At 64.0% G+C, this 12,547-nt stretch carries 11 protein-coding genes; 8 read left to right on the top strand and 3 right to left on the bottom strand.

Annotated elements, in window-relative coordinates; genetic code table 11:
- Position 1: 1 nt before the first annotated feature.
- The 5 genes from ABWI03_RS31570 (at position 2) to ABWI03_RS31550 (ending at position 4,927) form a co-directional block, all read left to right on the top strand.
- Complete coding sequence (locus ABWI03_RS31570) at positions 2 to 880, top strand: 3-methyladenine DNA glycosylase (RefSeq protein ID WP_124568596.1); 879 nt, start codon at positions 2 to 4, stop codon at positions 878 to 880.
- An 18-nt stretch (positions 881 to 898) separates the two neighbouring features.
- Entirely contained in the window at positions 899 to 2,212 is a 1,314-nt protein-coding gene (locus ABWI03_RS31565; protein WP_298773747.1) for a CoA transferase, read from the top strand.
- A gap of 31 nt (positions 2,213 to 2,243) precedes the next feature.
- Complete coding sequence (locus tag ABWI03_RS31560) at positions 2,244 to 2,720, top strand: OsmC family protein (RefSeq protein WP_095970147.1); 477 nt, start codon at positions 2,244 to 2,246, stop codon at positions 2,718 to 2,720.
- On the top strand, positions 2,713 to 3,747 hold the full coding sequence (locus ABWI03_RS31555; protein WP_298773750.1) for a nucleoside hydrolase: 1,035 nt from the start codon (positions 2,713 to 2,715) through the stop codon (positions 3,745 to 3,747). Before ABWI03_RS31560 ends, ABWI03_RS31555 begins: the two co-directional genes overlap by 8 nt.
- A 232-nt stretch (positions 3,748 to 3,979) precedes the next feature.
- Positions 3,980 to 4,927 carry a sulfite exporter TauE/SafE family protein gene (locus tag ABWI03_RS31550; RefSeq protein WP_298773752.1) on the top strand — a complete coding sequence of 316 codons (948 nt, stop codon included), beginning with the start codon at positions 3,980 to 3,982 and terminating at the stop codon, positions 4,925 to 4,927.
- Positions 4,928 to 4,989: 62 nt separating this feature from the next.
- On the opposite strand, the gene meaB is transcribed toward ABWI03_RS31550, so the two are convergent.
- From meaB to mutA, 3 genes are read right to left on the bottom strand one after another with little or no spacing between them, the layout of a single operon-like run.
- Positions 4,990 to 5,982 (bottom strand): methylmalonyl Co-A mutase-associated GTPase MeaB, encoded by a 993-nt coding sequence (gene meaB / locus ABWI03_RS31545; protein WP_095970150.1) that lies wholly within the window; start codon positions 5,980 to 5,982, stop codon positions 4,990 to 4,992.
- A gap of 17 nt (positions 5,983 to 5,999) precedes the next feature.
- Entirely contained in the window at positions 6,000 to 8,252 is a 2,253-nt protein-coding gene (gene scpA, locus ABWI03_RS31540) for a methylmalonyl-CoA mutase (RefSeq protein WP_095970151.1), read from the bottom strand.
- Positions 8,249 to 10,144, bottom strand: coding sequence for a methylmalonyl-CoA mutase small subunit (gene mutA / locus ABWI03_RS31535; protein ID WP_298773755.1), 1,896 nt, complete (start codon positions 10,142 to 10,144; stop codon positions 8,249 to 8,251). The genes scpA and mutA overlap by 4 nt, the downstream gene beginning before the upstream one ends.
- Positions 10,145 to 10,579: 435 nt before the next feature.
- On the opposite strand from mutA, the gene ABWI03_RS31530 reads away from it, so the two are divergent.
- Genes ABWI03_RS31530 through ABWI03_RS31520 form a run of 3 tightly spaced genes read left to right on the top strand, consistent with a single transcriptional unit; the run spans position 10,580 to position 12,500 of the window.
- A complete protein-coding gene (locus tag ABWI03_RS31530; RefSeq protein WP_298773923.1) occupies positions 10,580 to 11,287 on the top strand; it encodes a TVP38/TMEM64 family protein in 708 nt (235 codons plus the stop codon).
- A 31-nt stretch (positions 11,288 to 11,318) separates the two neighbouring features.
- Positions 11,319 to 11,915: a hypothetical protein gene (locus tag ABWI03_RS31525; protein ID WP_095970154.1), complete on the top strand. Its 597-nt coding sequence runs from the start codon at positions 11,319 to 11,321 to the stop codon at positions 11,913 to 11,915.
- A gap of 57 nt (positions 11,916 to 11,972) precedes the next feature.
- Positions 11,973 to 12,500 (top strand): hypothetical protein, encoded by a 528-nt coding sequence (locus tag ABWI03_RS31520; RefSeq protein ID WP_353804548.1) that lies wholly within the window; start codon positions 11,973 to 11,975, stop codon positions 12,498 to 12,500.
- Positions 12,501 to 12,547 lie beyond the last annotated feature (47 nt).

The following is a 12,547-nucleotide window of genomic DNA, read 5'->3' as shown; positions in this document are numbered from 1 at the left end:
GATGACACGTTCGGTGCATTCACTCGCACTCGCGCAGAGCGAGTGGACGGCTCGGCGGGCACTTCACCTCGAGGAGGTGGAGAAGCTCGTCGAGCCGCACCGAGCGCGTCGGAGCGCCGGTATCTCCCACCCGGTGCACGACTTCCTCTTCACGTACTACAACTTCAAGCCCGCCCAACTGCGCCGCTGGCACCCCGGTTACGGAGTCGCACTCGAGAACGCCGGCGAATACGCAGCCTTCTCCGGCTACCGCGTCGACGATTCGGGTACCGCGACGGTCGACGACTCAGTGCTGGAGCGTCGGCGTCACACTGTCGAATTCGTGTGGAATCTGTTGAATCAGACGTCTGCGCGGCCCGCCGTGCTGGGCTGCTTCGGCCTCCACGAATGGGCGATGGTCTATCGCGGCGGCGAGGACGCGATTCGTCACCAGTCAGTGCCGCTGCGGTTGGGGTTCGCCGGCACCGACGCGGTCGTCGAATCCCTGCCACTCAAATGCACGCACTACGACGCGTTCCGGTTCTTCACGCCGGCCGCGGCGCCCAAGAACGCGCTCCCTCTTGCCCGGGAAACCCAGGTCGATCACGAACAGCCGGGCTGCCTGCACGCAGGGATGGACCTGTACAAGTGGAGCTTCAAGCTGTTGCCGCTCGTCGATTCGGATCTGGTGATGCAGTGCTTCGAACACGCCCTCCTGGCACGTGAACTCGACATGCGCGCGAGCCCTTACGACCTCGCCGAGTACGGGTACTCCCCCATTCGTATCGAAACTCCCGCGGGCCGCGCCGAATACGTGCGTCAGCAACAAAACCTGGCGGATCGAGCTGCGCCGCTCCGCGATACGCTGGCAGAGAAGTGCCGGGAGCTTCTCGGCCACTGAACTGCCGAAAGGCGTCACATGGATCACGGGTACGGGTTCTATCTCGACGAATACCAACGTGACGTCGGGGTGCACGCCGACGACCGACGCGGGCACATCGAATGCCCGGACTCTGCGGGCTTCCTTGCGGCACACCTGCCGGTGTTCGACCTGGCCGTGGGCTCGGTCGCGGCGTTCGCCTCGGCAATTGACCGATCAGACGGCCAGGTCGACAGGCACTGGAGCCTCGATCCCGAGCGCATCGCCGCGTCCTTCTCGAGCGATCGACTGTTCCGCATCGGCGGCGAACCGATAAGCGGGTTCTCCGAATACTCGGGGTTCTTCGCCGCACGCGACGGTTGGGTCCGCACGCACGGCAACTATCCGCACCATCGCGACCGTCTGCTCAGCATTCTGGAACTCGATCCGACTGCAACCAAGGATGATGTAGCGCAACGGATATCCGAACTCAGCGCCATCGAGATCGAGCAGCAGGCCGCCGAGATCGGAGCCATCGCGGTCCGTGTTCGTACCGAGACCGAATGGCGCATGAGTGAGCAGTGTGCAGCCGCGAGATCTGCGCCTTTGGTGTCCGCCCGAGCACGCGGCGAAGGAAAAGCCCTCCCGAACTCGGAGCGGTTGCGTGTCCTCGATCTGACTCGGGTCATCGCCGGCCCGGTCGCGACCCGTGCCCTCGCTTTGGTCGGTGCTGACGTTCTGCGGATCGATCCCCCGGCGATCCCCGAGATCGGATGGCAGCACCTCGACAGTGGACAGGGCAAGCGGTCGGCGCTTCTCGACCTGAAATCCTCGGCGGGAGCGGCAGCGTTCCGAGAACTCCTCGAAACCGCAGACGTGCTGGTCACCGGCTACCGGCCCGGCGCCCTCGAAGCGCTCATCGGGCAGGATCTTCCCGCGCACCTGATTCACGGGCGCGTCAGTGCCTGGGGATGGGAAGGTCCGTGGGCGAATCGGCGCGGCTTCGACAGCATCGTGCAGGCCGCGTCCGGTATCTCGCTCCTGGAGGGCGGTGAGAATCCGGGCGCCTTGCCCGCGCAGGCCCTCGACCACTCGACCGGGTACTTCCTGGCAGCGGGGATCCTCGACGCGTTGACGCTGCGCTCGCACGACGGCCGTGGCCGCGATGTCGACGTGTCCCTGGCAAGCACAGGCGCTCGTCTTCTCGACGCACCCGGCCGAACCGTCCATCCCGGTCTACCGACCGCTCCCGGCCTGAATGTTGTTGTCAACCATGGCGACATGACCACCGCACGACCCGCGCTGGCAGAGTTCGAGGACTACCCCGAACCGGCCCGTCCGTGGGGAACGGATCGGGCGGAGTGGGCACACTGAGGGACCGGCACATTCAGGGCAAGATGGACCTGTGAAGTCACATACCTACACACTCGACCTTCAGTGGACGGGCGACCTGGGATCCGGAACGTCCAGCACGCAGGCATATTCGCGCAATCATGCAATATCCGCGGTCGGAAAGCCCGAGCTTCTCGGGAGCTCGGATCCCTCGTTCCGCGGCGACGCGCAGCGATGGAACCCCGAGGAACTGCTCGTAGCCTCCCTCGCCCAGTGCCACATGCTCTGGTACCTCGGTCTGGCAGCGGCTTCGGGTGTGGTCGTTCTCGACTACAGCGATCAGCCGGTCGGCAGCATGATCGAGGAATCCGATGGCGGCGGCCAGTTCATCGAAGTGACGTTGAATCCGACGGTGTTGGTAGCCGAAGCGGAGATGGTCGAGACGGCGAAAGAGCTTCACGGCCCCGCACACACGAAATGTTTCATCGCTCGATCGGTGAACTTCCCCGTCCTGCATTCCCCGACGATCCTGGTGGCCACCGATGAGTGACATGCACAAGCTCATCGTCGACGTCGACACCGGTATCGACGACTCGTTGGCGCTTCTCTATCTCCTTGCCAGCCCCGAGGCCGAGATTCTGGGGATAGCGAGCACCGCCGGCAATGTTCCGGTGGAGCAGGTCGCGGCCAACAACCTCAATTGGCTTGCTCTCTGCGGCGCCCCGGACATCGAGGTTGCACTCGGCGCCCGCGAGCCACTGGTGATCCCGCTGCGCACCACCGAGGAGACTCACGGTCCGCAAGGGATCGGGCATGCCGTCCTCCCCGATTCGGGTCGCAAGCTCTCGGTCCGAACAGCCACCGACCTCTGGGTTGATCTCGTCCGTGAGTACCCCGGACAACTCACCGGGCTGGTCACGGGGCCGCTCACCAACCTTGCGCTGGCGATCAGGCGTGAACCCGATCTTCCGTCTCTGTTGAAGCGACTGGTCGTGATGGGTGGGTCGTTCAACTATCCGGGCAACACGACGCCGACCGCCGAGTGGAACGTCTCGGTGGATCCGCACGCCGCCAAGGAGGTGTTCGACGCGTTCTCCGTCGTACCCGCGCACCGGCGCCCGATCATCTGCGGCCTCAACGTCACCGAATCCATCGAGATGTTCCCGGAACATGTGCGTCGGCTCGCGGAAGCTGCCGGGAGCACTCCGGACGAGGTCATCTCGCCCGACGACGGCCCCGACGTCCGCAGTTCCGCGTCCAACAGCGTGATCAGGCATATGTCCGACGCGATCCGGTTCTACATGGAGTTCCATCGAGAGTACGACCAGGGATTTCTTGCTCACATGCATGATCCCTTTGCTGCTGCTGTCGCGCTCGACCCGAGGTTGGCGACGCTGAAACCGGCAACGGTGGATGTCGAAACCGAGAGTCCGCTGCTGATCGGAACGACGGTTGCTGACTGGGTCGGGCACTGGAAGCGTGAGCCCAACGCGGACGTCGCTGTCAGCACCGATCCGGCGGAATTCTTCGATCGACTTGTCCACCGAGTGGGAAAGTTCGCCCGCGCCGTGGGTTGATCGAGCTCGGGACCGGTTATGCTCGCATGGACAGAACACCAACGAACGAGAACAGAAGGACCCTGACGTGCAGATTTCCAGCCACGATGCCTCCCCGGCATTTGCGCTTGGATTGATGGCGTTCTGGCCCACTCGTCGTAGCGCATGCTTCGATCAGGCGTGTTGCTGAGCGGCGATTCTCGCTGCCTGCACCCCTGACTTTGTCGCTTCTTCGCTCGGAGTCTGTCTTCTCATGTTCAACCTTCTTTTGTTCACCCTTGTCGGCGTCGGCGCCCAGCTCGTCGACGGTGCCCTCGGCATGGCCTTCGGTGTCACCGCAACCACTCTGCTGATGATCGGTGGCCTCGGTCCGGCTCAGGCCAGCGCCGCTGTTCACCTGGCCGAGGTCGGCACCACCCTCGCTTCGGGTGTGTCGCATTGGAAGTTCAAGAACATCGACTGGAAGCTGGTCGCCAAGCTCGGTGTGCCCGGCGCCGTCGGTGCATTCATCGGCGCCACCGTGCTCTCGGGTCTGTCCACCGAAGCAGCGGTCCCCATCACGGCGACGATTCTGCTGGCAATCGGTGTCTATGTGGCACTTCGCTTTTCGGTCCGCCCACCGGCCGTGGCCGATGCTCGCACCACCCCGCACACTGCACGTTTCCTGTCCCCGCTCGGCCTGTTCGGTGGTTTCATCGATGCATCCGGCGGTGGTGGTTGGGGCCCGATCACCACCAGCACGCTGCTCTCGCGGGGCAAGACCGCGCCACGCACCGTGATCGGTTCGGTCAGCGCCTCGGAGTTTCTGGTCGCGTCAGCCGCTTCGCTGGGATTTCTTGTCGGATTGGGTCGTGAGTCGGCGGGAAACCTTCTCGTTGTCGCCGGTCTCGCGCTCGGCGGTGTCATCGCAGCACCGTTTGCGGCGTGGCTCGTCAGCCGGGTGCCTGCAACCTTGCTCGGAACAGCGGTGGGTGGCGTGATCGTGTTGACCAACGCGCAGAAGCTGTTCAAATCCTTCGATATCGCCGGGGCGGTGACGGTGGCCGGTTACCTGGCCATTCTCGGCGCGTGGGCGGCGTTGCTGTTCTACGCGTGGAAGCGGTCCACGCTCACCCCGGCCGAGGCCGAAGGCGATTTCACGGGAGTCGAACTCGCTGTCGAGACCGAACTCACCGAGCCTGCGGTCAAGCGCGAACGATAGCTCGTCACAGAAGAAATCCCGGGTATCCGCTGTCGGATACCCGGGATTTCGTTCTTTCCGCTCTAGTTGCTTCCGTCGAACGCGTCGAGAATTCTTCCCGCCGCCAACGCCGCTGTCAGCGAACCGTCACGCACGCTCTGCTCGACGTCGGCCCGGATCGCACGCACCCGATCGTTGCTCGAGAGCCTGCGCAGTAGCTGATCGTTGACCATCGTCCAGGTCCAATCGACCTGTTGCTTGCGACGCTTCTCCTCGAACTGACCTGCTTCGGTGAGCACCTCACGGTGCTTGGTGACAGTTCCCCAGAACTCGTCCAGCCCGATACCTTCGAGACCGCTCATCGTGATGACGGGCGGCTTCCAGATGGCGTCGTGCGGGTAGATCAGGCGAAGCGCTCCCGCAAGTTCGCGGGCAGCACCCTTTGCCTCGCGCTCATGCTTGCCATCGGCCTTGTTGACCGCCACCAGATCTGCGAGCTCGAGGACACCCTTCTTGATGCCCTGGAGCTGATCACCGGTACGAGCGAGGGTCAGGAAGGTGAAGCAGTCCACCATGTTGGCAACAGTGACCTCGGACTGCCCGACACCCACCGTCTCCACCAGGATGACGTCGAAACCGGCGGCTTCGAGAAGCACGATGGTCTCGCGAGTCGCCTTGGCAACTCCGCCGAGTGTGCCGGACGTCGGTGACGGCCGGATGTACGCGTTCTTCTCGACCGTGAGCCGAGCCATGCGCGTCTTGTCACCGAGAATCGAGCCACCGGTGCGGGTGGAGGACGGATCGACCGCCAACACCGCAACCCGATGTCCCTTGCCCAGCAAGTACATTCCGAGCGCGTCGATGAACGTCGACTTGCCGACGCCGGGAACGCCGGTGATGCCGATCCGGTGCGCTCCCCCGGCCTCGGGCAGCAACTTCAGTAGAAGCTGCTGCGCGAGCGCTCGGTGGTCGTCACGAGTGGATTCGACGAGGGTGATCGCCCGAGCGAGGCCGGCACGCTCATTTCCGCGCACCGCCTCGGCGAGAGAATCAATGTCGATGGGCTGACGTGCCATCTTCAGTGACCCCCTTCTCAGCTGTGGTCGTGACCCAGTTGGGCGGAGAGCTTCTCCAACAATCCGCTGGCAGCGTCGGCGATGACGGTGCCGGGCGGGAAGATGGCAGCAGCGCCGGCCTCGTAGAGTTCGTCGAAGTCACCGGGCGGAATGACGCCGCCGACGACGATCATGATGTCGGGACGACCGGCTGCAGCCAGAGCTTCCCGCAGAGCCGGCACCAAGGTGAGGTGGCCGGCTGCCAACGACGACACACCGACTACGTGGACGTCGTTGTCGGCCGCCTGGTTGGCGACCTCTTCGGGGGTCTGGAACAGCGGTCCGACGTCGACGTCGAATCCGATGTCCGCGAAGGCCGTGGAGATGACCTTCTGGCCACGGTCGTGACCGTCCTGGCCCATCTTCGCGACGAGGATGCGGGGACGACGTCCTTCGTCCTCGGCGAACTTCTCGACCAGTTCCATCGCCTTGCTGATGTTGCTCACCGTTCCTGCCTCGTCGCGGTACACACCACTGATGGTGCGGATCTCGGCCTGGTGGCGTCCGTACACCTTTTCGAGGGCGTCGGAAATCTCGCCGACGGTAGCCATGGCGCGGGCGGCGACGACAGCGAGGGCGAGGAGATTGTTCTCCATGCCGCCTTCGGTGGACGCGGCAGCACGGGTGAGGTTCGCGAGTGCGGCCTCGACGGCTTCCGGATCACGTTCCGCGCGTAGACGAACGAGCTTCTCGAGCTGTTCCTTGCGCACCTTGGAGTTCTCGACCTTGAGAACCTCGATGGTGTCGACCTCGTCGGGAACGTACTTGTTGACGCCGACGAGCGGCTGCCGGCCGGAGTCGATGCGTGCCTGGGTGCGAGCGGCGGCTTCCTCGATACGCAGCTTCGGGATGCCTTCGTTGATGGCCTGAGCCATACCGCCGGCTTCCTCGACCTCTTCGATGTGCTTACGAGCCCGGTTGGCGAGTTCGTTGGTCAGCCACTCGACGTAGTACGAGCCACCCCACGGGTCGATGGGACGCACGGTGCCGGACTCCTGCTGCAGCAGCAACTGGGTGTTACGGGCGATGCGGGCGGAGAAGTCCGTCGGCAGCGCAATGGCCTCGTCGAGTGCGTTGGTGTGCAGCGACTGAGTGTGGCCCTGGGTGGCAGCCATGGCTTCGACGCAGGTACGCGGAACGTTGTTGAAGACGTCCTGCGCGGTCAGGGACCAGCCGGAGGTCTGCGAGTGGGTACGCAGCGAGAGCGACTTCGCGCTCTTGGGGTCGAACTTGGCCACCAACTCGGCCCAGAGGAGGCGTCCGGCCCGCAGCTTGGCGACCTCCATGAAGAAGTTCATGCCGATGGCCCAGAAGAAGGACAGGCGAGGTGCGAACTTGTCGATGTCCATACCCGCGTCGAGGCCGGCGCGGATGTACTCGACGCCGTCCGCGAGGGTGTACGCCAGTTCCAGATCGGCCGTCGCTCCGGCTTCCTGGATGTGGTAACCCGAGATCGAGATGGAGTTGTACTTCGGCATTTCGGCACTGGAGTACGCGAAGATGTCCGAGATGATCCGCATGGAGGGCTTGGGCGGATAGATGTAGGTGTTACGAACCATGAACTCTTTGAGGATGTCGTTCTGGATCGTTCCGGCCAGCTTGTCCGGAGTGACACCCTGCTCACCTGCCGCTGCGACGTACAGCGCGAGGATCGGCAGAACAGCGCCGTTCATGGTCATCGAGACCGACACCTGCGAGAGGTCGATTCCGTCGAAGAGCTGGCGCATGTCGAGGATGGAATCGATTGCGACACCGGCCATTCCGACGTCGCCGGCGACGCGTGGGTGGTCGGAGTCGTAGCCGCGGTGCGTGGCGAGGTCGAAGGCGACCGACAGGCCTTTCTGGCCGGCTGCGAGGTTGCGACGGTAGAACGCATTCGACTCCGCGGCAGTGGAGAAGCCGGCGTACTGACGAATGGTCCACGGCTGGTTCACGTACATGGTCGGGTACGGACCACGCAGGAATGGTGCCGCGCCCGGGAAGCTGTCGAGCGGGTAACCGGACTCGGCGGCGGCTGCGCGGTCGGCTGCGGTGTATACCGGCTTGACGTCGATGCCTTCCGGGGTCGACCAGACAACCTGCTCGGCGGCGTAGTTGTTGGCGTTTGCACCCTCTTCGATGAGCGCCTGGGCCTGCTCGACCGACGGCGGTGTGGGTGCCGGAGACTGCGGGTCCTCGAGTGGGACCTCGGCGAAACTGCCGATCACGTGCTTGACCTCTCGTGTCGTCACTTGGAGCTTCCCGTCTCGATGAAGTCGAGCAGTTCGGTCAGAGCCGACACTGCGTCGATGCGGGCGGTGAGGAATCCGTCCGGGCGAGAATCGCCGGTCGCGTCTGCGACTGCCTTTTCCGGTCCGGCCAGCAGCACCTTGGTGATACCGGCGGCGCGAAGTTCGGCGACAGCTGCTGCGGCACTCTCGCCGTAGCGCTTGTCCGTGCCACACAGCACGGCGACGGTGGCACCGGAAGCCTTGACAGCTGCGGAGATCGCCTCGGCGCCCACCTCGAGCGGGCCCGGGTTGACTGCGTCGATACCACCCGAAGCAAGCAGGTTGGACGCAAACGTGGTGCGCACATTGTGTTCTGCGACCGAGCCCAGCGGCACGAGAAGCGCAGTGGGACGTGCGCCGCCGGAGGCGAGGAACGCGTCCGAACGGTCACGAAGTGCTTCGAATGCAGCTGCATAGCGGGCGACGGTCTGACCGGGCTCGACCGCTTCGGCGGACAGCGGTGTTTCGCCGAGGTTCGGGAACTCGTTGACTCCGGTGACCGTGGTCTTGCGATGTGCGATGTCGGAGTCACGCTTTGCTTTGGTGGCAGCGATGCGACCGGAGACGATTCCCGCTTCGAGGGCCGCCAGGTATCCGCCGGCTGCTTCGATCTCCTGGAAGAACTCCCACGCGGTGGCGGCGATCTGCTGTGTCAGGTCCTCGACGTACCAGGATCCGGCAGACGGGTCGAGGACACGGCCCAGGTGTGACTCTTCGAGCAGCAGCAACTGGGTGTTGCGGGCGATGCGTGAAGAGAAGGACTTGCTGACGCCGAGGGTGCCGTCGGCAAGAGCGACGTCGAACGGAAGGACCGTCACCGCGTCTGCTCCACCGACACCGGCGCCGAATGCGGCGAGGGTGGTGCGCAGCATGTTCACCCAGGGATCACGCTGAGCCATCATCGCGGCGGAGGTGACCGCATGCTGAGGTGCTCCGCCGAAATCGGAAGCACCGCAGACCTGCGCGATGCGTGCCCACACGAGCCGTGCGGCACGGAACTTCGCGATGGTCTGGAACTGATCGTCGGTTGCCGAGTAGCGGAAAGCCAACTGCGACAAGGCGGCACCGATGGTCAGGCCACTCTCGGCGGTGAGTGCACGCAGATACTCGAGGCCGGCGGCAATCGCAGCACCGAGTTCTTCGGCATCGCCGGCACCGGCGTTGTGGAACGCCGTGCCGTCGACGGTGATCGCGTGCACGGTTTCCGTACGCGCTGCAGCGAGTGCGGCCAACTCGACGGCGTCGGCAAGTTCGACGTCGGCTGCGCCGGAGAACGAACTGGTCAACGGTGCGGCACCGAGGTGGATGCGGATGCCGGCGCGATCGCTGACGCCGTCACCGGCTTCGGCGCGTGCGTCGAGGAGAGAGAGGAGTGCACGGGCAGCATCGCCTGCCTCCGCGCCTGCGTCGAGCGTCAGCGGCGCGAGATCGAGAAGCACACCCTCGAGCGCAGCGGCGATGTCGGTGACCGGGAGGCCCTTGGCACCGACCTTCAACCACAGTGCACTGACACCATTTTCGAGAGCGTCGAGGACGCTGCGGTTCGTCTCCGCCGCGGAGGCCGTTCCGAATACAGCGGAGACCAACCAACCGGCATTGACGTCACGGTGAGCATCGACGCCTCGCACGTACGGGAACGTGCCCGGCAGGCTCTGCTCGGGACGCTCGTCGCGTGGGCTGTAGAGCGGTGCGACAGTGACGCCGTCGTAGGTGACGGTTTCGAGCAGTTTCTGTGGCTCGGGGCCCAGTTCTGCCGCATCGACTCTGCGGGACTTGGCGAGCACTCCGGCTACGGAGCGCTGCCACTCCGCATATGCCTGCTCGACAGCCTCGGCTTCTGAAGCTAATGACACTGTGTCCGCTCCCTCTCATTTTTTGCGTGAGCGCTTTACCGATAATCGGAATTGTTCGTTAGTTCTGTGATGCTAACCCGCCTCTGAGCTCAGATATCGTGAGGATCACGTCAGGTTCTTCACAGTGCCGTTCACGACGGCGTTCACGACCATTTTCCGACCGGTCCGCAGACTCGGGTTTCAGTCGTTCGGGCACCTGCGACTGGTCCTTACCTAGCGATTGTTCAGCATGTATGTGAGTTACCCGCGAGTTCGTTTCACTGGCCGGGACTGCACGTGCGCACCGCCTCAAAACCCTAGTGGTTTTCGTCACACCACCGGTTTCATTGTCGCCTGGAGCACGCTGCTTTCCCATCTCCGTGGCGATGTTCAACGTGCGTTTGCGGGTCTGTAGTCGGCTCGGTTCACCGTTCACAGGTAGCCTTGTGACCTGTGATGGGACGCCTGCTGGACCGAAGATTGATCGCAATAGTCCTGGTAGTGCTCGCTTTGTTCCTCGCTGCCCTCCTCACCCCACATCCCACGGTGTCTCAGGTGCGCGAGTGGGCGGACTCGGTTGGCCCGGCGTTTCCCCTCGTGTTCTTCCTGGTTCATTCGATAGTCACCGTCGCGCCGTTTCCGCGGACCGTCTTCACTCTCAGCGCGGGGGTTCTCTTCGGCTCGGTGACCGGCATCGCCCTTACTGTGGCGGCAACGACTGTGAGTGCCGTACTGGCCCTCTACCTGGTCCGCGCCATCGGCCGCGACGTTGTTTGGCAACGGATTTCGAGTCCGACGATCCGGCGGGTGGACGAGCGGATCGAAAAGCGGGGGTGGCTGGCCGTCGGGTCTCTGCGCTTGATCGCGTTTGTCCCCTTCTCGGTGGTGAACTACTGCTGTGGCATTTCGTCGATCCGGATCGTGCCCTACATCCTTGCCACCGTCGTCGGCATTTTGCCCGGCACTGTCGGGATTGTCGTTCTGGGCGATGCGCTGTCCGGCGAAGCCGATCCTCGTCTCCTGATCCTGTCCGGGATCTGCATTGCAATCGGGATCTCCGGTCTGGTGTTCGACGCTCGCCGTCAGCCTCCACTGAGTGAAACCACCGTCGACAGCAGTCAACCTCAAGAGGTTGATTTGATTGAGTCAACCCAAAACGATTGACTATTGAAAGTCAACTACATAACATTGACTGATGTTCGTACTGACAGTGGATCAGCGAGGTAGTCGACGGGACGTCGATCGCGTCGGGGACATCATCGACGACATGGCCGATCTCGAACTCCTTCGACCGTTCGAGCGCACTGCGGGCGACGAGATTCAAGCAGTGACCGACGATCCGGCACTGCTCGTCCTCGTCGCACTGGAGCTGATTCGGCGCGAGTACTGGAGTGTCGGGATCGGGATCGGCCCAGTCGAGCACCCTCTCCCGCGGCAGACCCGAGCCGGGCGCGGACCCGCGTTCGAAGCTGCAAGAATCGCCGTCGAACGCGCCAAGAGAGCCCCGGCGAAAATTGCCGTCGAACAGGCGCCGGACGACAGATCACGCAACGAACTTGCCGCCGACGTCGATGCCGCGTTCACCTTGCTCGGCACGATCGTCGCGAGACAGACGAAGGACGGGCGCGAGGCCATAGCTCTGATGGACAGCGGACTCACTCAGGTCACCGCGGCCACCCGGCTCGGAATCACCAAGCAGGCCATGTCGAAGAGACTCCTGACCGCTGGGTGGCACGCAGAACTCGCCGGGCGTCGCCTCGCAGAACGACTTTTGGTCAGACTCCAGCCCTAGACTGCTCACGCTCGCATCAGTACACAAACTCGTCGACACAGCAGGGGGCTCGGATACATGGTCGTTCTGGCGTTGATCGCACTCGCCGTCGCCGCCGCGGCGCCAGCAGTTGCAGCGGCACTGGGACCGCTCAGTCGTGGTCGACTGGAGGTGCCCGAATGGGCGTCGTCCGTGGTCGCGCTGCCGGCGCTGGGTGTTGCCGCGCTCGCATCGACCCGAACGAGCCCGGTCACCGGTTTTGCGCTCGGGGCGACGCTGGTCCTGTGCGTACTTGCCGCCGCCACGGCCGGTGCACCGTTGGTGCTTGCCACCTTCAAGATCGCCCGTCGCCAACCGGACGGGAGCCCGGCACCGGACGCCGGACCTCTTCGCGGCGGACGTGTGATCGGCATACTCGAACGGCTCGCGGTGGCGGCGTCAATTCTCGCGACCTGGCCGGAAGGCATCGCGATCGTCTTGGCGGTCAAGGGACTCGCACGGTACCCGGAACTTCGCGAACCTCACGCGTCCGAGCAGTTCATCATGGGAACCTTCGTCAGCGTCCTCTGGGCGATTGCCGTCTGTGGAACGGGACGGGGGGGGTGACAGCAAGTCTGTTTTGCCGCACGAAATAAAACCAAACATGTGACAAA

Origin of the sequence: Rhodococcus baikonurensis (genome assembly GCF_040489275.1) — a bacterium.
GTDB lineage: Bacteria > Actinomycetota > Actinomycetes > Mycobacteriales > Mycobacteriaceae > Rhodococcus_F > Rhodococcus_F baikonurensis.
This window is presented reverse-complemented; position numbering and strand designations above follow the sequence as displayed.

What these genes read in the sequence shown, in the direction of transcription:
- ABWI03_RS31570 (WP_124568596.1), top strand. Translation starts at nt 2, where the DNA reads ATGACACGTTCGGTGCATTCACTCGCACTCGCGCAGAGCGAGTGGACG.
- ABWI03_RS31565 (WP_298773747.1), top strand. Translation starts at nt 899, where the DNA reads ATGGATCACGGGTACGGGTTCTATCTCGACGAATACCAACGTGACGTC.
- ABWI03_RS31555 (WP_298773750.1), top strand. Translation starts at nt 2,713, where the DNA reads ATGAGTGACATGCACAAGCTCATCGTCGACGTCGACACCGGTATCGAC.
- ABWI03_RS31550 (WP_298773752.1), top strand. Translation starts at nt 3,980, where the DNA reads ATGTTCAACCTTCTTTTGTTCACCCTTGTCGGCGTCGGCGCCCAGCTC.
- meaB (WP_095970150.1), bottom strand. Translation starts at nt 5,982, where the DNA reads ATGGCACGTCAGCCCATCGACATTGATTCTCTCGCCGAGGCGGTGCGC.
- ABWI03_RS31530 (WP_298773923.1), top strand. Translation starts at nt 10,580, where the DNA reads ATGGGACGCCTGCTGGACCGAAGATTGATCGCAATAGTCCTGGTAGTG.
- ABWI03_RS31525 (WP_095970154.1), top strand. Translation starts at nt 11,319, where the DNA reads ATGTTCGTACTGACAGTGGATCAGCGAGGTAGTCGACGGGACGTCGAT.
- ABWI03_RS31520 (WP_353804548.1), top strand. Translation starts at nt 11,973, where the DNA reads ATGGTCGTTCTGGCGTTGATCGCACTCGCCGTCGCCGCCGCGGCGCCA.